Raw genomic sequence first — 20,446 nt, forward strand, 5'->3', positions numbered from 1 at the left:
GATCGTTATAAAACAGCAAAAGCATTCAGGGCATGGCTGATAAGCCGAATCATGTTTTCAACTACCGGCAGCACGCTTTGCAGTGCGCCACTGGAAAGCAGCCAGCCCCAACGACTGCCAGCCAGTGAGGTCAGCAGCGTCATAGTTTCTCTTCCGGGGGAACAGGCTTGCCGAGCTGAAGATTTTTTTGTCGCACGAACTGGGCAATAACCCCCATCGCGACCATAAACGCGCCGATAAACCCGAGATAGTTGTGGGGCAAAATGGCTTTAACCTCCTCCGGCAGCTGATTCCATGCATCCAGAGCAGAAGAAGGAAAGGATTGCACCCAGGCACTCAGCACCGAACCGAATGAGGCGAGCCAGACAGACCAGGTGCGAAACAGCAGGCGGGCATGTGCAACGAATTGCAGCGTGGTAAAGCGCTGCAGCAGCAGTACCACAATGATGAGTAACAACACGGCAATCAGAAAAAACAGCCATCTCATAGCAGCCCCCGATACACATCCCAGGTTCCGCTGCGGATCACCTCTGCGTGGCGGCGAGCGCGGCCCGGCGTCTGGTGCGCCCACAGGCTGTTGAGCATTGCATTAGCCGCGTCACTAAAATCCGCACGCGCAACGGCACCCAACATGTCTTTGAACAGCGAAAGGCCATCGACGCCAAGTTGGTAAGCCATACTGCACAGCACATCGCTTCGTGCGCTGTTGCACTGTTGCAAGGCGAGAGCAATTGCCGGACGTGCCTGCATCTCCTGCAACTTATTTTCCACAATGCACTGCTTCCAGACGTCCCCCGCCGCACGAGGCACGCGAAAGACATAGTTACTCAGTGAAGCGCCTTTCGGCCCAATGCGAATACCGCCCGCCACGGTGGGATACCCTTGTGTATCCAGATAAGGTGCTTCGACATAGCCTTCTTCAAAATTCAGTACCGCGATAATTTGGCTCATAGACACTCCTCTTGAGGGCTGGATGCAAAAAGCCCCACTGTTGGGGCTGAGAGATTTAGGTTTTCTTGATGACAGAGGCGGCTCTGGCAGCGTTGCCGCTGATTGATAATTTTTTCTGCAGGGTTAGCCAGCAAAGCAAAATGCGCTGGTCGATGATGCTAAAGGCAATCTGGAGGATGGGAGCAACAACAGTGCAGCAATACTCCCGCAGAGAAACGTACCCCGACGCTTAACGGGCGGCGTAGAGATAGATATGGGGTAAACAGCAGTTATCCAGGCTTGCCTGCTCAGTGCTAAGCGCGGCGGGCATCATCACCGCCCGATCCACGCGACTGCGTACGGGGCGCAGACAGATGCGTTCGGCCTGGCGTGGAAGTATGCCGGGGCTCTCAATACCCAGTGCCTGATCAATGCTCAATTTAAGTCGGCTGACAGGTTTACGTCGGTGGTGCCGACGCGTGCGTGCGTTACCTGCGAAAGTGGTTTTGCCATAGTGGATGATCGCCATAACTCCTCCTGTGAATGAGTCTCTGGCGATGGGGTGGCGGGCGCGCTATTCGGCTAACCGAAGCGTCCGGGAGGCGTTGCTTTTCCGATCGGCGTTTGCAGGATGACAAACGTCACCCGAGCAAACGCCACCTGGTAAAGCCACGGTCACTGGCGACGCTGCAAAATGCGCAATCCACCCCATCCCAGAGGTCACTGATCTCTGTGTGGTGTGCGTTGCGCTTGTGCAGCGCCTGAATTGTTTAAGAGCGGCTCATCCGGTGAGCAATTTGTTACTGACCTTCAGGATAAAATTATTAACAGGTTCTTATGCTTTATCAAACACCATCAGTTAATTTTTTATTTACCAACAGTTAAATTTATGTTTTTGACCAAGTTATTTTTTCTGCTCGCGCCAGCCAATGACGCTCAACCCAGCAGCTGATACTGCCGCGCCTGGCTCATAATCACCTTCGCCATCACATTCATGACGTCAATCTCATCCGGGCTGAGATACCAGGTCTCATAGCGTTTGTTATCAGAAATCACGGCGATTTTCTTATGTTGACGCTGAAGGCGTTTGAGATAGATCTGTTCATCCAGGGTGAAAAGATAGATGCCATCACCATCAAATCGGTGAACGCTCACATCCACAAAGAGCTGATCGCGCGGCGAGAAGGTGCCGACCATCGAATCACTGTTAATCGCTATCAGGCGGATGTGCTCCGCCGAACGGCCATTAAACAATACCCGAGCCTCATCCATTCCAAACTCAATGGCCTGAATCGTTTCAATAAAGTCATCATATAACGGGAGACCGGCGGCGGTTTTTTGCCCGATATCCAGACTCTCAATGCGAAAAACCTCAGGATGTGCCGAGCTACTGTGCCGTTTTGTGTCCGGCGACTGCGCCATGCCGTACTGAAGCCACTCCACCCTCACGCCTAACAGTTCGCTTAACGCCAGCAGGTTACGTCCGTCAGGAATCGACTGGCCGTTAAACCACTTCCACACCGCTGGCGTAGAGATTTTTCCCCCCTGGGCCTGTATCGCCCGTGCAACCTGTTTGTTTCTTCCGTGACCGACAATCCCCGCACTTTCGCAGGCGGCAATCAGTCTGGCAGTAAAATCTTGTCTGGTACGCTCGTTTTTAACCATTAGTTAATAATCTGCCATTAGGAAAAGACTGAATGTTATTTTGATTATTGCTACCAGTTCATTTTATATTACCGCTTGTTTTCCACCCAACCGCTTTTGTGAAGCAGCGCTAATTGTCATTATCCTCGTTCTTAGCGTGGAGACCAGAGATGCGGGCAGGTCTGCTGGAAAAGGGTCTATTTTCAGGGAGTTTCGCGGGGAAATAGGGGACACAAATGTCAGATTTTCGCTACAACACGTAAGCCAGGCTCATCACCGCTTAGCGCTTAAAAAACAAACTCCACCTGGCCCTGGCACTAAATCGTCGGGCAAAAAAAAAGTGCCACTCAGGGCACTTTTCGTGTTTTAACGCGGGAAATCAGGCGCGCAAGGTGTCGTCACCCCAGGCAATCCATTTGTAGGTGGTCAGGGCTTCGAGTCCCATGGGGCCACGCGCGTGCAGTTTTTGCGTGCTCACCGCCACTTCTGCTCCCAGTCCAAACTGACCACCATCGGTGAAGCGGGTGCTGGCGTTAACATACACCGCTGAAGAGTCGACTTTGTTGACGAAGCGGGTCGCATTCTTCGTACTGCGCGTCAGGATCGCATCGGAGTGCTGGGTGCCATGCGTGCGGATGTGGTCTACCGCCTCATCCAACGACGCCACCAGACGCACGTTGAGATCCAGCGCTAGCCACTCATCGTCGTAGTCCCCTTCCTGCAACGGCGTAACGGTCGCCGGGCTGTCTTGCAAACGGTCAATGATATTGGCATCTGCATGCAGCGGAATGCCTTCTTGCGCCATGCGCGCAGTAAAGGCTGGCAGGAAACGATCGGCGATTTGTTGGTTGATTAACAGTGTTTCCAGTGAGTTACAGGCACTTGGGCGCTGTTTCTTACTGTTCACAATCACTTCAAGCGCCGCTTCCACTTCCATGGTTTCATCAAGGTAAATATGACAAACACCGATGCCGCCAGTGATCACCGGGATCGTGGAGTTTTCACGACACAGCTTGTGCAGGCCTGCGCCACCACGAGGGATCAGCATGTCAACGTAGCGATCGAGCTTCAGCAACTGATTAACCAGTTCACGATCGGGGTTTTCAATCGCCTGAACCGCGGCGGCTGGCAGGTTATGTAACTTCAGGGCATTCTGGATCACGCGTACCGTTGCGGCATTGGTGCGCCAGGTCTCTTTGCCACCGCGCAGAATCGCCGCATTGCCGGTTTTCAGGCACAGAGAGGCCACGTCTACGGTGACATTAGGACGCGCTTCATAAATCACGCCAATCACACCTAACGGTACGCGGCGACGTTCAATACGCAGTCCGCTATCCAGCACGCCGCCATCCATCAGTTGCCCTACCGGATCGGCCAACTGACACACTTTACGCACATCGCTGGCGATAGCGCTCAGGCGCTGCGGGTTCAGCGTCAGACGGTCAAGCAGCGCAGCGCTCATCCCGTTCTGACGTGCATCGGCCAGATCCAGTTCATTAGCCGCGAGAATGGCATCACTCTCCGCTTCCAGTCGATCGGCGATAGTGAGTAACACCTGGTTTTTTTCTGCGGTGCTGAGCTCCGCTAGCGTATACGCTGCGGCACGTGCCGCTTTACCCATTTCTTCAAGCATTGACTGTTCCTTAACTGACGATCATGTCGTCGCGATGGACCGCAACCGGACCGTACTCATAACCGAGAATTTCACTGATCTGCTGGCTGTGATGGCTGGCAATCATGCGCAGGGCATCGCTGTTATAACGCGAAACCCCGTGGGCGATATCGCGTCCGCTCAGGCTGCGAATCCGAATCACTTCCCCGCGTGAGAAGTTACCGCTGACGTCACGAATGCCTTTCGGTAACAGCGAGCTTCCGCGTTCAAGAATGGCCGCCAGTGCGCCATCATCCACGGTGATTTCACCCGCAGGTGGCGCACCAAAGATCCAGCGTTTGCGGTTCTCCAGTGGGGTCTGCTGTGCGTGGAACAGGGTTCCCACCGGGTTCCCCGCTATCACATCCACCACCACACCGGCACGGCTCCCTGCCGCAATAATGGTATCAATGCCTGCGCGGCAAGCCACATCGGCGGCCTGCAACTTGGTAAACATCCCGCCGGTGCCCAGACCTGAAACCGCCCCACCCGCCAATGCACGCAGGTCATCATCAATGACGTGCACATCGCTAATCAGCTGAGCATCCGGGTTGCTACGCGGATCGGCCGTATACAGCCCTTGCTGATCGGTCAGCAACAACAGCTTATCCGCACCAGCCAACATCGCCGCCAGCGCAGAAAGGTTGTCGTTATCACCCACTTTAATCTCTGCCGTTGCAACGGCATCGTTTTCGTTGATAACGGGAACAATATGGTTATCCAGCAGCGCGCGCATCATATCGCGTGCATTAAGAAAGCGTTCACGATCTTCCAGGTCCGCGCGGGTTAACAACATCTGCCCGACGTGAATGCCATAAATCGAGAACAGCTGTTCCCACAGCTGGATCAAACGGCTCTGCCCCACCGCAGCCAGCAGCTGCTTTGAGGCGATGGTAGGTGGCAGTTCGGGGTAGCCGAGGTGTTCGCGCCCGGCGGCAATCGCGCCAGAAGTGACGATAACAATGCGGTGTCCCGCTGCATGTTGCTGCGCACACTGGCGCACCAACTCCACCATGTGCGCGCGATTAAGCCGACGTGAACCGCCGGTTAGTACGCTGGTACCCAATTTGACCACAAGGGTCTGACTGCCACTCATATTTCCTGCCGTTGTGAAAAAAAGTTCTGCGAAGGAACTTTTTATCAGGAGTGAGGCAGGAAGCCAACTCCCATCAGGGTAATAGCACAAATTTCCCCGGACAAATCGCTAGACCAAAAGTTCCGGATTAACAAGAAACGCAGAAAACTGTCATGAAAACTTCATCTGGGACCGGTAAAAAAGTGCCCGGTGATTTACAACAATTCTCACTCAGAAACATAATTTACTCATTTGGGATTGATAGCAAAATGAAGAAACGCACACTGGCACTGCTCGTCTCTACACTGGCTCTGGCATCAGGCGCTCACGCTGCTGAAGTCTATAACAAAGACGGCAACAAACTCGATTTCTACGGCAAAGTGAAGGCTGAGCACTACATCAGTGATAGCACCAGCAACAACGGTGACAAATCTTACGTTCGTATCGGTTTCAAGGGACAGACCAAAATTAATGACCTGATGACCGGTTACGGTCAGTGGGAATATCAGTACAACGTAAACAACTCTGAAGGCAGCGATGCCAACAGCGGCAACAAAACCCGTCTGGGCTTTGCCGGTCTGAAATTCAATGAGTACGGTTCTATCGACTACGGCCGTAACTACGGCGTACTGTATGACGTAGAAGCATGGACGGACGTCTTCCCTGAGTTCGGTGGTGACGGTACAGCACGTGCTGATAACTTCATGTCACAGCGTACTTCAGGTGTTGCGACCTATCGTAACAACAACTTCTTTGGTCTGGTAGATGGCCTGCGCTTCGCGCTGCAATACCAGGGCAAAAACGGCGCTGACTCAGCGAACTCCCGTACCGATATCACCCGTCAGAACGGTGATGGCTACGGCGCATCTCTGGGCTATACCTTTGCCGACACCGGCATCAGCGTGATGAGTGCCATCACCTCTTCTGACCGTACCAACACGCAGCAGGCCGCTACGTATGGTCACGGTGACAACGCCTCTTCATGGGGTGGTGGTATCAAGTATGATGCGAACAGCATCTACCTGGCCGCTATCTATACTGAAACCCGTAACATGACGCCAATCAGCGGAACTAACCGCCTGACCAATACGTCAGTCAGCGGTGCAGCTAACAAAGCACAGAACGTGGAACTGGTTGCACAGTACCAGTTCGACTGGGGTCTGCGTCCGTCACTGGGCTATGTACAGACCAAAGGTAAAGATATCGAGAACGGTATCGGTAACGAAGACCTGGTTAAATATATCGACGTAGGCGCGACCTACTACTTCAACAAAAACATGTCTGCTTTTGTTGATTACAAAATTAACCAGCTGAAAGATGACAACAAGCTCTCTCTGAACACTGATGACGTTGTTGCACTGGGTATGACTTACCAGTTCTGATTTACCGTATTACCCTCAATGTGTCTTAGAGGCCGGTTAAGTCCGGCCTTTTTTAAAGCAGCAGTTCTTTTAGGGGAATATGCGCGAGGGTTAAACCTCAACCTGGAAGGCAAATCTGCTGCGGCCGGTGCTTCACCGGCCTTTTTTATTTTGTCTGTTACGCGCTTAGCTTAACGGGCTGCTCATCAAATCCTTCAGCGGGAATCAGCTTTAAATCCAGCTTTTCCAGCACGTCTTTCAGGCGGGTATGGAAGTTGCGCAGCGTATCCGCCACTTTATCCTGTTGCTCTTTACCTTTAATCGCCGTGGCGCTCCAGTGACCTTCTTTATCATAGGTGCCGAAGGTGTAGACATAAGTAAAGTGGTCTTCCTGCGCTTCCAGCTCCATCCACCAGCCCCAAAACTCGCGGATTTCCGGTGCAGGCTTAACGTTAATGCAGACTGCCAGGCAGTCAAAGAAGAAACGCGTCCCCTCACATTGCCCTTCACGAATATACGGCCCCAGCTCATTAAAACGCTTTAACAAGCGACTACGGGGGTGACCACTGGGTAATGTCATGCGATATCTCCATTAGTTTGACCGTATAAGTTGTAGCAAACTCTGGCATTTCTGCCACTAACGTTTTAGTCGCTGCGCTAACCAGTCGCAAATCTGGTTCAATCCGCGATCGAAACTGGCCATCAGTGGCGAGGCCGGGATTTCCAGCACTTTGCCATCGCTGCTGGAACGCGCAATCAGCTGCGCCTCCTCTGGCGGGCTAAACAGATCGTTTTGCCAGTGTGCCGCCAGCATCGGCGTTGGCGTACGGCGTCCTAACAACCCCTGTGTTTTTAACGAGTAGCGGTTTAATTCCGTATGTAAAGCTTCATCGGTGATCGACGGCATCCCCATTCGGCTGGCGAGCACGTCCAGATACATGTCCGGCAACTGCTGTTGCAACACGGGATTACTCAGCAGCTCATGCACCAGTGCGCCAATACAGGCCACTGCGCGCAAGCGCGGGACTTCCAGATAACCGAGCCGCACAGCAACATTGGCACCAAAGCGATAGCCGAAAGCGGCCACTCGCGTGTGATCGATCCAGGCCACATCGGCCAACTGACGTATCACCTGCTGATGCAGGAAGCTGGTGTCCTGCGTCAGTTTCCATTTCAAAGAAAACCCAACCGACGGCATATCCAGTGTTAACATCGCGATGCCGCGTGGGGCAAGAAAGTCGTGGAACAGGCGATAGTGATCGCTTTGCAACGAGTCCAACCCGGCGCATAACAACACGGTAGGATAAGGTGCCGTCGCCCCGGCGGGCATATGGAGAAAACCGGTAATGGCGCTGCCGCCTTCAATGGGGAAAGTCAGCGCTTTCAGCTCGCCCGGCAAACGACGTGTCGCCTCCTCATAGGCACGGTTTGCCATCACCTGAGCCTGATCGGCCAGCTCATCCCCTTTAATGTAAGGATAAGCCGCGAGGCTATAGCCGTGCGAGGCCTGTAACCACTGCTCGCCGGCCAGTGCGTCATCCTCTGTCGTTAGCGCCTGTTGCTGCCAGCCAGCAGCCTGTTTCGACCACTCATAATTCCAGTTGCCATTACGGTAGCCAATCACGGTGTCCAGCCAATCAGCACGGGTGTGCTCTTCGCGGCTGGTGGCTATTCGCGCCAGCACTTCGCTGATTTCCAGCGGCGATACGCCACGCCAGCTCCACAACAGCTTGTTCAGCATACGATACCAGCCGCGCTGGCTCTGGCCTTCAAGGGTGGAAAACACCGCAGGATTAGCGTGGCGCGGACGACGGACCAGCGTGGACGTTTCGGGATGTTTGAAACGCGGTTTGAACAGCTCTTCACTGAGGTTTTTGCCTGACATTGGGACTCTCCAACGGGCGGCTTAGCAGGGGGTCATTGTACGGCGCGGGCACTAAAAAGCACAACGCCCGACTAAGCGGGCGTTGTTACAGATCAATTAGCCTTTCACAATCGGCGGAATGTAGGCAACGCCCATATCCCACGGCTGTTCAATCCAGGTGTTTTGTGGAATATCCACAATGTAGTCATCCACTAACGGGCGGCCAGCAGGCTTGGCGAAAATGGTGACAAAATGGCCTTTTGGATACATTTCGCGGATCGCCTGAGCGGTGCCGCCAGTATCTACCAGGTCATCAATAACAATAAAGCCTTCGCCATCGCCTTCGGCGCGTTTCAGGACTTTCATTTCACGCTGGTGATCGTGGTCGTAGCTTGAGATGCACACGGTATCAACATGGCGGATACCCAGTTCGCGCGCCAGCAGCGCAGCAGGTACCAGTCCGCCACGGCTTACCGCGATAATCCCTTTCCACTGTTCCACAGGTAGCAGGCGCTGAGCCAGTTTACGGGCATGAATTTGCAGCATGTCCCAGGTGACGACGTATTTTTCGCTCATAAAGGAATCCCGGCCAAACAGATTGGCTTAAAAAATGTGCAATGGGGAAAAGGTTGCGCGAGATTATAGAGATCTGTCGCACTAAAAACCAGCATACCGCATGCTGGTTGCGGGTTTTTAGCGCGAGCAGCTAAGCAAGTGCTGAAAAACAGTGATATTCTCAGCCCCATCACGTCAGATTCGCTGACGGCGATCTTTCACTGGAAACTAGCGTAGTGCCGACTTCCCGGCCCCTGACACAGGAGACTTGTCGTGTCTGAATTATCGCAACTCTCACCCCAACCGCTGTGGGATATTTTTGCCAAGGTGTGTTCCATCCCGCATCCCTCTTATCACGAAGAAGCGCTGGCCGAACATATTGTCGGCTGGGCAAAAGAGCAGGGTTTTTGGGTCGAACGCGATCAGGTGGGCAACATCCTGATCCGCAAGCCTGCCACGCCAGGTATGGAAAAGCGCACTCCGGTCGCGTTGCAAGCGCACCTCGATATGGTGCCGCAGAAAAATAACGATACCGTCCATGATTTCACCAAAGATCCCATTCAGCCTTACGTTGATGGCGAATGGGTGAAGGCACGCGGAACAACGCTGGGCGCCGATAACGGGATTGGCCTTGCTTCTGCCCTGGCCGTGCTGGTGGCCGAAGGTGTGGTACACGGCCCGTTAGAAGTACTGCTCACCATGACGGAAGAGTCTGGCATGGATGGCGCATTTGGCTTGCAGCCTGACTGGCTCCAGGCGGACGTGCTGATCAACACCGACTCTGAAGAAGAGGGTGAGATCTACATGGGCTGTGCGGGGGGGATCGATTTTATCTCTACCTTGCCACTGGCGCGTGAAGCCGTTCCGGCTGATTTTGATACGCTAAAACTGACGCTGAAAGGCCTGAAAGGCGGCCACTCTGGAGCGGAAATCCATCTCGGTCTGGGCAATGCCAACAAGCTGTTGGCACGCTTCCTCAGCCGTCACGCTGCGGAACTGGATGTGCGCCTGATCGCCTTCAGCGGCGGTACGCTGCGTAACGCCATTCCTCGTGAAGCTTTCGCTACCCTGGCCGTTTCACGCCACAAGCTGGATGCGCTGAAAGCCGCTGCGGCACACTTCCTGGCCACGCTGCAAAATGAGCTGGGCATTAAAGAGAAGAACATTGCTCTGGTGAGTGAAGAGCTGGCCCAGCAAGGCCCAGCACTGACAACGGATAGCCGTGACCGCTTCCTGAACTTGCTGAACAGCACGCCAAACGGCGTGATCCGCGATTCAGACGTAGCCAAAGGCGTGGTGGAGACCTCGCTGAACGTTGGCGTCGTGACCATGGATCAGGATAAAGCCGAGATCATCTGTCTGATTCGTTCTCTGATCGATACCGGCAAAGATTACGTGGTGGAAACCCTGACCTCCCTCGGCCAGTTAGCCGGCGCGAAAACCGAACCGAAAGGCGGTTATCCGGGCTGGCAGCCAGACGCCGACTCCGCCATCATGGCGCTAACGCGTAAAACCTATCAGGCGCTGTTTGGCAAAGAGCCGAACATTCAGGTGATTCACGCCGGTCTGGAGTGTGGTCTGTTCAAAAAGCCTTATCCAAATATGGATATGGTGTCGATTGGACCAACCATCACCGGACCGCATTCGCCGGATGAGCAAGTGCATATTGAAAGCGTTGGCCTCTACTGGCAGCTGCTGACTGCACTGCTGTCAGTGGTGCCAGAGAAGTAATTCACTGCGGTTTTCCGCGCTATACCTGTGCCAGCCTGCGTTTGCGGCTGGCATTTTTTATATCTGCTTACCCATCTTTCACACCTCAACGGCCACTGTGCCTTCCCCGCCTTACGCCTGAAACCCGCGATAATCTCCAGAAAAATCATAAAAACCAGCGAAAAATAGCGCGCTGATGTACATCGCTAGTCTTAGCCACCTTTATACCTGGACGTCTGGATGGCTAATAACCTTTTGTGCTAGCTTATGCACTTTCGTTTGTTGCTCGCATAGTCACTCCAGGAAAAAATGCGGCCAGTTGATTATTTTTGGGAGAGCGCTGCATGAGTGCCCTGAACCGCCTGGAGATGCGTAATATCTCCATTGCCTTTGGCGGATTCGCCGCACTCACTCAGGTCGATTTTGTGACCGAGGGTCATTCAGTGCATGCGCTGACCGGTGCCAATGGTGCGGGGAAATCGACCCTGATGGCGGTCTTATCCGGCGCGCACAGCCACTACAGCGGTGAGATTTTGCTGGATGGCAAACCGGTGGTCATTCGCAGCCCGCGTGAGGCTAAACAGCTCGGCATTCATATTGTGCAGCAGGAAGTGGATGTCGCTTTAGTGCCGCAACTGAGCGTGGCGGAAAATATCCTGCTCGATCAGCTCGCAGAGCCGGGCCATACCTATAACTGGGGCCATCTGCGCCGTCAGGCACGGGAATTGCTGGCGCAGTTAGAGATCGACATCAATGTGAATCGTCTGGTGGAAAGCTGCTCTCTGGCGGAGAAACAGCAAATCCTGCTGGCGCGAGCGTTGTCACACCACTGCCGCTTCCTGATTCTGGATGAACCCACTGCCCCGCTCGATCAACATGAAAGCGAACGCCTGTTTAACGTGGTGCGGCGTTTACAGCGGAGCGGAATTGGCGTGATTTTTATCTCTCATCGCATTCACGAGTTAAAAGCCATCTGCGACCGCCTGACGGTATTGCGCGATGGCCGGCTGGTGGAAAGCGGCCCCATGGCTCAGCTCAGTGGCGAGCAGATCGTTGAGAAAATGCTCGGCCACGTGTTGCAGGATATCTATCCTCCACGCCGTCCACCCCATGATTCCACGCAGCTCCTGGCGGTTGAAGGGCTGCATGATGATCGACTGTTGCAGAACATCTCATTACGCCTGCACAAAGGCGAGATTCTTGGCATCGCAGGATTAGCCGGTGCCGGTAAAACCGAATTGTGTAAAGCGCTGTTTGGTGCCACGAAAAGTCGCCTGACGCGCGGAGAGTTGCACGGTAAGCCCTGGCGACCGCAGTCCCCCTATCATTCGGTTGCGCAGGGAATGGCGCTGGTGCCCGAAGAGCGGCGCAAAGAGGGCATCTTTATTGATGAATCAGTAACCATGAACCTCAGCGTCAGCGCGGATGACAGTTTCTCGCGCTGGAGCCTGTTCGGACAACGCAAAGCCTGGCGCTGGGCTGAAGAGATCATTCAACGCCTCAACGTACGTACCACTGGCCCGGCACAGCATTTGCGCCGCCTGTCCGGAGGGAATCAACAGAAAGTCGCCATCGGTAAATGGTTGCGTAACAACGCCGACATCCTGATTTTTGATGAGCCAACCAAAGGCGTTGATATCAAAGCTAAAACAGACCTTTTTACGCTGATTGACGGCCAGGCGCGCCAGGGCAAAGGCGTTATTTATGCCTCCGGCGAGTTTGCTGAGCTGGTCGGCTTGTGCGATCGCATCTGTGTGCTGTGGGACGGGCGCATCGTGGCAGAGCTGGATGCTCATGAGGCCACAGAAGAAACACTCTTGCTTTATTCCACCGGAGGAACCCCTGCGTGAGCAGCAAAGATATTTCCCTGACCCCGCAGCCGACGCTGCGCCATCAACTGTTCGACTTTCTCTACAAATGGGGGATGCTGCTAACCGTGGTCCTGCTGATTGCCGGTTTTGGTCTGGCCTCAGACAGTTTCCTCGATCCCAATAACATCATTAATATCCTGCGCTCGATTGCCATCGTCACCGTGATTGCCATTGGCGTATCGGTTTCGCTGGTGGTGGGAGGGTTTGATCTCTCCGTGGGCTCGACTGCTACGCTGGCGAACTCCATCGTTATCTCGCTGTTCGTCTGGTACGGCATGGGCACGACTGAAGCCATTGTTCTGACCCTGGCGCTCTGCGCGCTGGTCGGTCTGGTCAATGCCTTCCTGATTGTGGTGCTGCGTATTCCCGACATGCTGGCCACACTGGCCACGCTGTTTGTGATTCAGGGCGTCGCGATGACCTACAGCTTTGGCGGCTCCATCACTGAAAATATGGTGATGCCAAGTGGTGATATGGCGGAAGGCACGGTGCCTGCCTACTTTGGGCTGCTGGGACAAGTACCGACCATTGTGATCATCATGCTGGTGGTAACCATTGTTGCTCAGCTTGCCCTTTCGCTAACCAAACATGGTCGACGCATGTACGCACTGGGCGGCAACCCAGAAGCGGCTCGCCTGTCGGGTATCCGGACCACACGCTATCGCGTGCTGGCTTACGTCATCGCTTCGCTGCTGGCGGGGTTGGGTGGCATTTTACTGGCGTCACGTATCGGCTCTTCACAGGTCAATGCGGGAGCCGGTTACTTGATGGATGCGGTTGCGGCCGCCTGGATAGGATTCTCGCTTGCCGGTTCCGGCAAACCTAATGCGCTGGGCACCCTGGTTGGGGCGATATTACTGGGCGTTCTGCAAAACGGCCTGGTGATGCTCTCCGTCCCCTATTACGCCATGGATATCATCAAAGGCCTGGTGCTGGCTCTGGCCCTGGCAATGACTTATATGCAGCGTCGCTGACACACTCAATAACGGGAAAAAATCATGAAAAAAGTGGCCCTATCTCTGCTGGCTTTGAGCCTGCTGAATGTCTCAGCAGCATTTGCTGACACCACGGCAGCGGTCCCTGCCGCGATTGCGAATCATCAAGGTCCGATTCGCGTTGCGATTATTCGCAACCTCGGCTCCGACGACAACACCACGCAGTTCGTGGCAGGTGCCATTCAACAAGGGCGCAAACTGGGCTTCAAGGTCAGCACATTTCTTAGCAACGGTGATGACGCGCGCTTCCAGGATTTTGTTAACCAGGCGATCAGTGAAAAGTATGATGCGATTATTCTGTCGCACGGCAAAGACCCCTACTCTACCGCGCTGGTAAAACGTATTGCGGATGCCGGGATCAAAGTTTCGGTGTTTGATACGCCAGTAAATACCCCGGTGGAGGGCGTTACCGTTACCGCACAGGATGATGCTTCTCTGGCGGATATCTCACTGAATCAGATCGTTAAAGATTTCAACGGCAAAGCCAATATCGTCAAGCTGTGGGTCGCGGGCTTCCCGGCAATGGAACGCCGCCAGGTGGTGTACGAGAAAGTCCTGAAAGCCAATCCCGGTATTCATCAGCTGGAGTCCATTGGCGCAGTGTCTACCGATGTACAGGGTGACACTGCCAATAAAATCGGTGCGATCCTGGCGAAATACCCGAAAGGGAAAATTGATGCGATTTGGGGCTCCTGGGATGCCTTTAGCCAGGGTGCCTATAAAGCGTTGCAGGAGAATGGCCGTACCGAAATCAAGCTGTACAGCATTGATGTCTCCAATCAGGATCTCCAGCTGATGCACCAGAAAAACAGCTCGTGGGTGCAGACAGTCGCAGTAGACCCTAAAACCATCGGCGCGGTGAACATGCGTCTGGTGGCGGAAAAACTGGGCGGCGAAACCACCCCAGCGACCTACCAGTTTAAAGCCGCAGCTATTGATCAGAAATTACTCAACAGCCAGCAAGGTGCGGTCAATATGGCCTCGTTGAGTAAAATCATCCCAGGCTGGGACAGTAATCAGGACTTTGTTGCCCCCTGGTTTGCTACCCTGGAAGCTAAATACGCAAAACACTGATTCCTGTTATCACGTTGAGGCCTTTCTGCGGAAAGGCTTCACTGTCCTGCCCATACGTCATGTGCGAAAAAACTGCGCTGAAACAAAGACTGCGCCAGTTACGTTAATCAATTCAGTTTAATTACACTCTGAAACCCCACTGTTCTATCAGGAGTTCAGAATGCCATTTCAACTGGGACCGTTTTTTCCTGCCGTATCGACTGCTCGCCCATCCCCTGAGCGTCTGTCTACTAAGCGCCCCCCTCCTAAGCCCCCAACCCCCGTAAAATTGCAGGAGTTATCTGACCCAACCCCAACCTCCTCACCCTTTCGTTATCGCTATTGCGATGCGTTATTAAACCCGACGCTGCCTCCACCCCGTTCTGATAATCGCACTCAGCTTCAGGAAGTCACTTTTGTCATGCTGGAGGAGGCACAGAGTAAAAAAATGCAAGCGAACAGAGCGAGGCTGCAACATGCCGACAGTCTTACGCCCGAATACCTGAAAACGCTTAACGCCACCATGGTCGATGCATTGCAGCGTAAAACGCGTATGCTAAACAGCGATTACGACTATGCCACTCATCGGCTTGAGAGTTTTACCGCACGAGCCGTGTGGAAGACACCAGACTACGTAACGGCATGGCTGCATGAAGTACTTACAGAAGATGAAGAATGGAACCCCGACACAGAAGTCCTGGTTAAAATAGAGCAGGAAGATCCTGATTTACCCCATTCTATGTATCCTTACAGTTTACAAGACATCTTCACCCCCGGATTTGCCACTTGGGTAAAACACAATGTCGCCTGTACAACCCATTTCACTCCTGGTGAAATTTCTGTGCAGTGGCCAGAAGACACCCCATCGATACTGATTAACACGCAGGAGAAAGGCATCCCCGTGGCTTATCGTGCGCTTAATGAAAACTTAAAAAACCTGAGCCCGGAAACGCGGCAAGAAATTATTCATGAAATATTTGAAACTCTGGCAGACAATGTTGATTTATTAAAAAATCAGTTACTAAACATTGGAAAGTTCGACCTCAACAGAGTGAGTGTACTGTCAGCAAAAACCTGGATAGATAAAAAAATCACAGATACCGGTATGAAATACAATACAACCCTTGATCCAGAGGAGATGATTTCAGGCATCCTTAAAAAACGGGTTATTTCAACCGGATTGCTTAATCCAGCCAAACCGACTCATATCTATCGAAGAGAGAACTTGCGCCATATTCTGGGTCAAAACATGGCGGAAGGAGCACTGATTGAAAACACTCTGACTCAAACTATTACCTGTGAAAAAATATTCTGGCCACCACAGTTAAAAAAACAACCTAAACTGATTGATGAACTCACCAACATTAATTTCGGACGTGCCTATGCTGATGACGTCGCGACAATAAAAAAAGATCAAAAACAGTTAGCGTTTTATACCGATGTGCAGAAAATATCAGTTTTGCAAACGGTTGTATCGTGTCTTAAATTTGAGAATGGCATAACCAAACAGGATTTTTCAGCGATAAACGCTTTCCTTAGCGGTGCCAGCAATGCACATGTTGTTAATATCGCCGCCCCTGGTGATAGCGGGGGGATAAAACTCACTGATATTATTGCCATACCGATAAAAGAGACCGACCATGAAATCACTGCGCTCTTTTTTTCATTAAAAGACAAACAGAATCCATTACTTAAGATAACCATTAACAAGCTTCGCTATAACATTTCTGGAATGCAGAAAAAATGGATTCTGAATCATTTATCGCTTTATTATGAAAAGCTACCGGTACTTTATTATACAGAGAAAGCAGCCACGACTTTTACGGGTAGTGCACCCTCTTCTCGACAAAAAAACAGATTACAGCTCTCTTCTCAAGGGTTTACGCTTGGGTCACTGTCATCCGAGCTGTTAAACCGACGTTTCGAACATACTCAACATAACATTGACACACTGATGCGTTCATATGATGAACGCATCGTCTCTTTGCTGACAAAATTAGGACGAGAGCTTGCGGGTATGGCCGCTGTACCCTTGCTGGTACTGGGTGTTGTAGGCGCACCTCATGTCATAGTGGCTGGCCTCATCATCACATTAACCACCATTGTCGCACCGCAAATGTTAAAATTCATCACTGCGGATACCAATGTAAAACGGGAGAAGGCATTAGATGAAATTGCCATAGCGCTGCTGATGGAAAGCGTGGGTTATGCCGCTGGTAAGCTTGCAGCCAAATTCTTTCGCAGTGCTAATAACGCTTTTGAGGCGATAAAAAATAATCCGGCACACCTTTCCAGCCCGGTTAAGCTGCTGCAAAACAGCGTTAAATCTTCGCTGAACGTACCCCGACGCTTGCTGGATCGCTCAATGTTAAGCCTGGAGAAAATTGACACATCAGAATTTATGGATGAGATCATTCTAAAAATCATTCGTTTCCTGCGGCGACTGAAACTGGATAAAGCCACCCACTCAGGAAGAGAGAGTCCGCTGGAAAACCTGCGACATCTGGAAGACTGGAGCGATTTTGATCTGCAGAAAGCCTTTTTCTCGCCTTCTTCGCCCCTAATACCGAAAATAAAGGTACAACCTCCTTCCCGTGATACGTCACTCGCCAGCTCGATCAATGAAAATATCCTGAGCCCCAGCGCTACGCATATCGATCTCAACTCACCGGTTTATTCCGTGGCACCCGCACTCAGAAAACTCTCGCAGCAGCTGATACTCTTTCACACCTCTGATACGCTTAAAATCAGCTCTTTTGCCGCCCGTGCCAGTGAAATTGGTTATTCCGCAGGGCTAAAACCGGTGCTGGAAAAAATTATCCGCCAGTTGATTACCGCTGGATTAAGAAACTCGGCTCGGGGTAAAGAAGCGCCAGAAAAAAATCAGCTTAGATTGCTAACAACAGCTGTCTCTCCAGATGTGATTCTACCAAAGTAACGTGCAAACCGACTAACCGCACACCACGCCCGCCTCTGCGTTCATCCCAGGTTCGGCGGGCAACCTCAATCATGTCCTGCTTATTCAGGACTGGCCAGATGTGTTCCTGAGTGGTCTGCTGAAAATCGCTGAATTTTAACTTCACCCCCTGACGTGCTACCTGCTTATCAGGGCGGATCTGAGCCAGACGGCGATCCAGCTCAGCATAGAGATAGTCGATAATACTCAGACAATCCTCCCAGTGATGAATATCCTCCGCCAGCGTGCGTTCAACCCCAAGGGACTTGCGCTCACGCTCGACCACCACATCACGATCGTCAGTACCGTTGCTGCGCTCCCACAGCACGCGGCCAAATTTACCAAAACGCTTCAACAGCGTGGCGAGGTCGGCTTGCTGCACATCGCCACAGGTTTTTAGCCCCATCTCCTCCAGCTTTTTTGCCGACACTTTGCCCACACCAGGAATTTTTGCCAGTGGCAACGTCAGCAGAAAATCCGGCATCGCCTGGGGTGTGATGACATATTGCCCATTGGGCTTATTGAGATCGGAGGCAATTTTGGCGAGAAATTTCACCGGTGCCACCCCTGCCGAGGCGGTTAAGCCGGTTTCACGGTAGATTGTCGCGCGGATCTCCTCCGCGATACGCGTGGCCGACCCCTGGCAGTGCGGGCTGTCACTCACGTCAAGATAGGCTTCATCCAGTGAGAGCGGTTCAATAAAAGCGGTGTAGCGCTGGAAGATGTCGCGAATCTGTGCGGAAGCTTGTTTATAGGCGTCATAGCGCCCTGGCAACAGGCGTAAATGCGGGCAGAGCTTTAATGCCATACCGGTGGGCATGGCACTACGCACCCCATATTTGCGTGCGGGATAGTTGGCGGTACTGATTACGCCACGCCGCTCGCGGCTGCCGCCAATCGCGATGGGAATATCACGCAATGAGGGATCATCGCGCATTTCTACCGCAGCAAAAAAGCAGTCCATATCGACGTGAATGATTTTACGCATACCCCCTCCAGCACTGGATAAGTATACAGTCAATCGGCGAATCTGCAATCACCCCCCGCACAACGATGAATGTTTACAAAATTGTCGGCGTAATCCCGCCTTCTGGCAGGGAATTTCATCGGCGGCAGCTTGATAAAAAAATAAACAATGATAATGTTGCGCGGCGGATGCGGATATTTCCTATAACGCAGGCAGTGGCGCGCTCTGCGCATGGTTTTTACTATTATTCTAAGGTACACACAGCATGGGCAGAATCGCACTGATGTTTGCGATGATTCTGTTGCCAGCCCTCAGCATGGCAATGACTCCAGATGCGGTTCAAACGAACACGCCAGTGAGCAAAGAACTTAAACAGCAGTTACTGGGTACACCGGTTTATATTCAGATATTTAAGCAGGAGCGCGTGCTGGAACTGTACGGTAAAGTCGGCAGCCAGTACCGTCTGTTAGATACCTATCGCATCTGTAACTTCTCCGGCGGGCTCGGGCCAAAACGCCGTGAAGGGGACTTCAAAAGTCCGGAAGGTTTTTACAGCGTAAAACTCAATCAGTTAAAGCCTGATAGCCATTACTATCGTGCGATTAACGTCGGCTTCCCCAATCAGTATGATCGCGATCACAATTACAGCGGTGCCTATCTGATGATCCACGGCGATTGCAAATCCATCGGCTGCTACGCGATGACCAATGCCTATATGGATGAGATCTTTACCTATGTGAATGCCGCACTGCGTAACGGTCAACCGGAAGTCAATATTGCTATCTATCCGTTCCACATGACAGACAGCAATATGAGAAATCATCGCGATTCGACGTACATCAACTTCTGGCGTGAGCTACAGCCGGGTTATGCCTGGTTTGAAAAATATCATGTGCCGCCGAACGTTGCCGTTAGCAGCGGTCAGTATGTGATGAACAACAGCCCGGTGATTGTCGATCCCGCGGCCGCGTCCAAATCATTCCTGGCGCTCTCCAAGACAGAATAACGCCCACTCACCTGGCATAATCCGCTGCCAGGTTTCATTACTGGTCAGCGGCTGAGTGGCAATCACTGTCACCACATCCTGTGAAGAAGTGTGCCGCTGAAAATCAATCTCAACATCCTGATCCAGTAAGCGTGCCTTGCCAAAAGGCGCGCGGCGGGTGATCCAGAACAGATTGGTGGAACAAAACGCCATCAGATAGCGGCCATCCGACAGTAGCATATTAAATACACCCTTCTGTCGTAGCTCTGCGGCCAACTCACCAATGTAACGAAACACCGCTGGCCACTGCCCTGGCGTGCGGGGATAACGCTCTGCCAGCTTATGTAAGATCCAGCAAAATGCCTTCTCACTGTCCGTTTCGCCTACCGGACGGAAGGTGCCCGTATCCAGCGTTTTATACCCTTTCAACTGGCCGTTGTGGGCATAGGTCCAGTTGCGGCCCCAGAGTTCGCGCGTGAAGGGATGGGTATTTTCCAGCGAGACTTCACCCCGGTTGGCCTGACGAATATGCGCCACCACCGAATGTGACTTAATCGGATATTCCTGCACCAGGCGCGCAATGGGTGAATTGAAACTCGGGAGCGGATCTTTGAACGTCCGGCAGCCTTTGCCCTCGTAGAAGGTGATCCCCCAGCCATCTTTATGCGGCCCGGTGCCACCACCACGCTGTACCAGCCCGGTGAAACTAAAACAGATATCTGTCGGAACGTTGGCGCTCATTCCGAGCAATTCACACATAGCTTCTGCCTCATTCAAACATCTCCTGCCTGCGCAGGAGATAAAAGTGATTCTCGAATTGACCTACCAA

Annotated in this window: 19 protein-coding genes; 7 read left to right on the forward strand and 12 right to left on the reverse strand. The window is 52.6% G+C overall.

Features of this window, described 5'->3' with window-relative positions:
* Positions 1–5: 5 nt before the first annotated feature.
* The 7 genes from B880_RS26725 to proB all read right to left on the reverse strand — a co-directional run bounded on the left by B880_RS26725 (position 6) and on the right by proB (position 5,321).
* On the reverse strand, positions 6–143 hold the full coding sequence (locus tag B880_RS26725) for a hypothetical protein (RefSeq protein WP_017347976.1): 138 nt from the start codon (positions 141–143) through the stop codon (positions 6–8).
* Entirely contained in the window at positions 140–487 is a 348-nt protein-coding gene (locus B880_RS0113595; RefSeq protein ID WP_017347977.1) for a DUF7940 domain-containing protein, read from the reverse strand. Before B880_RS0113595 ends, B880_RS26725 begins: the two co-directional genes overlap by 4 nt.
* Positions 484–951 carry a hypothetical protein gene (locus B880_RS0113600; RefSeq protein ID WP_017347978.1) on the reverse strand — a complete coding sequence of 156 codons (468 nt, stop codon included), beginning with the start codon at positions 949–951 and terminating at the stop codon, positions 484–486. Before B880_RS0113600 ends, B880_RS0113595 begins: the two co-directional genes overlap by 4 nt.
* A 229-nt stretch (positions 952–1,180) precedes the next feature.
* Entirely contained in the window at positions 1,181–1,459 is a 279-nt protein-coding gene (locus B880_RS0113605; protein ID WP_017347979.1) for a transcriptional antitermination N peptide, read from the reverse strand.
* 407 nt (positions 1,460–1,866) lie between these two features.
* Complete coding sequence (locus B880_RS0113610) at positions 1,867–2,595, reverse strand: LexA family transcriptional regulator (RefSeq protein WP_017347980.1); 729 nt, start codon at positions 2,593–2,595, stop codon at positions 1,867–1,869.
* 358 nt (positions 2,596–2,953) lie between these two features.
* On the reverse strand, positions 2,954–4,207 hold the full coding sequence (gene proA, locus B880_RS0113615) for a glutamate-5-semialdehyde dehydrogenase (RefSeq protein ID WP_017347981.1): 1,254 nt from the start codon (positions 4,205–4,207) through the stop codon (positions 2,954–2,956).
* Between the two features lie 10 nt (positions 4,208–4,217).
* Positions 4,218–5,321: a glutamate 5-kinase gene (proB, locus tag B880_RS0113620; protein ID WP_017347982.1), complete on the reverse strand. Its 1,104-nt coding sequence runs from the start codon at positions 5,319–5,321 to the stop codon at positions 4,218–4,220.
* A gap of 248 nt (positions 5,322–5,569) precedes the next feature.
* Between proB and ompC the strand changes: the two genes are divergently transcribed.
* Entirely contained in the window at positions 5,570–6,682 is a 1,113-nt protein-coding gene (ompC, locus tag B880_RS0113625; protein WP_026042638.1) for a porin OmpC, read from the forward strand.
* Between the two features lie 157 nt (positions 6,683–6,839).
* Here ompC and crl read toward each other — a convergent pair whose 3' ends face one another.
* The 3 genes from crl to gpt form a co-directional block, all read right to left on the reverse strand.
* Positions 6,840–7,241, reverse strand: a complete 402-nt coding sequence (crl, locus tag B880_RS0113630; RefSeq protein ID WP_017347984.1) for a sigma factor-binding protein Crl — start codon at positions 7,239–7,241, stop codon at positions 6,840–6,842.
* A gap of 57 nt (positions 7,242–7,298) precedes the next feature.
* Positions 7,299–8,546 (reverse strand): esterase FrsA, encoded by a 1,248-nt coding sequence (gene frsA / locus B880_RS0113635; RefSeq protein ID WP_017347985.1) that lies wholly within the window; start codon positions 8,544–8,546, stop codon positions 7,299–7,301.
* Between the two features lie 96 nt (positions 8,547–8,642).
* Entirely contained in the window at positions 8,643–9,101 is a 459-nt protein-coding gene (gpt, locus tag B880_RS0113640) for a xanthine phosphoribosyltransferase (protein WP_017347986.1), read from the reverse strand.
* A gap of 252 nt (positions 9,102–9,353) precedes the next feature.
* Between gpt and pepD the strand changes: the two genes are divergently transcribed.
* The 5 genes from pepD to B880_RS0113665 all read left to right on the forward strand — a co-directional run bounded on the left by pepD (position 9,354) and on the right by B880_RS0113665 (position 17,647).
* Complete coding sequence (gene pepD / locus B880_RS0113645) at positions 9,354–10,811, forward strand: beta-Ala-His dipeptidase (protein ID WP_017347987.1); 1,458 nt, start codon at positions 9,354–9,356, stop codon at positions 10,809–10,811.
* A 323-nt stretch (positions 10,812–11,134) separates the two neighbouring features.
* A complete protein-coding gene (locus tag B880_RS0113650) occupies positions 11,135–12,640 on the forward strand; it encodes a sugar ABC transporter ATP-binding protein (protein ID WP_017347988.1) in 1,506 nt (501 codons plus the stop codon).
* The gene (locus tag B880_RS0113655; protein ID WP_017347989.1) at positions 12,637–13,635 is read left to right on the forward strand and encodes an ABC transporter permease; all 999 of its coding nucleotides are present in this window, start codon (positions 12,637–12,639) and stop codon (positions 13,633–13,635) included. Before B880_RS0113650 ends, B880_RS0113655 begins: the two co-directional genes overlap by 4 nt.
* A gap of 24 nt (positions 13,636–13,659) precedes the next feature.
* Positions 13,660–14,730, forward strand: coding sequence for a sugar ABC transporter substrate-binding protein (locus B880_RS0113660; protein WP_017347990.1), 1,071 nt, complete (start codon positions 13,660–13,662; stop codon positions 14,728–14,730).
* 160 nt (positions 14,731–14,890) lie between these two features.
* Positions 14,891–17,647: a hypothetical protein gene (locus tag B880_RS0113665; RefSeq protein WP_157060556.1), complete on the forward strand. Its 2,757-nt coding sequence runs from the start codon at positions 14,891–14,893 to the stop codon at positions 17,645–17,647.
* Here the strand turns inward: B880_RS0113665 and dinB are convergent.
* The gene (dinB, locus tag B880_RS0113670; protein ID WP_017347992.1) at positions 17,598–18,653 is read right to left on the reverse strand and encodes a DNA polymerase IV; all 1,056 of its coding nucleotides are present in this window, start codon (positions 18,651–18,653) and stop codon (positions 17,598–17,600) included. The two genes, B880_RS0113665 and dinB, sit on opposite strands and share 50 nt — an antisense overlap.
* A 244-nt stretch (positions 18,654–18,897) precedes the next feature.
* On the opposite strand from dinB, the gene dpaA reads away from it, so the two are divergent.
* Entirely contained in the window at positions 18,898–19,638 is a 741-nt protein-coding gene (gene dpaA / locus B880_RS0113675; protein WP_017347993.1) for a peptidoglycan meso-diaminopimelic acid protein amidase, read from the forward strand.
* Here the strand turns inward: dpaA and B880_RS0113680 are convergent.
* A complete protein-coding gene (locus tag B880_RS0113680; protein ID WP_017347994.1) occupies positions 19,609–20,376 on the reverse strand; it encodes a class II glutamine amidotransferase in 768 nt (255 codons plus the stop codon). The genes dpaA and B880_RS0113680 overlap by 30 nt on opposite strands.
* Between the last annotated feature and the right edge of the window lie 70 nt (positions 20,377–20,446).

Source organism: Pantoea sp. A4 (assembly GCF_000295955.2).
Taxonomy (GTDB): Bacteria; Pseudomonadota; Gammaproteobacteria; order Enterobacterales; family Enterobacteriaceae; genus Pantoea; species Pantoea multigeneris.